General features: G+C 69.4%; 1 pseudogene. It reads left to right on the top strand.

Annotated elements, in window-relative coordinates:
• Positions 1-278: pseudogene (locus tag ADL01_RS26915) on the top strand (polyketide synthase); the annotation flags it as partial.

Below are 278 nucleotides of genomic sequence, written 5' to 3'. Positions count from 1 at the left end.
GGAGGCGTTGCGGGCGCAGGCCGGCCGTCTGCGTGAGCATGTGGTGGCGCAGACCGAAGTGGACTCGGTGGACGTGGGTTGGTCGTTGCTGTCGGGCCGGGCTGTGCATGAGCATCGGGCCGTGGTGTTCGGCCGGGAGCGGGAGGAGTTCCTGGCCGGGCTTGAGGCCGTCGCCTCCGGTGGTTCGGGTGTGGTGTCGGGGTCGGTGGTCGAGGGTCGTCTCGGAGTTCTGTTCACGGGTCAGGGCAGCCAGCGGCTGGGTATGGGCCGTGAGTTGT

The sequence above is a fragment of the Streptomyces sp. NRRL WC-3618 genome (genome assembly GCF_001280005.1).
Lineage (GTDB): Bacteria > Actinomycetota > Actinomycetes > Streptomycetales > Streptomycetaceae > Streptomyces.
The sequence above is the reverse complement of the archived record's forward strand: the minus strand, read 5'-3'. Positions and strand labels throughout refer to the sequence as shown.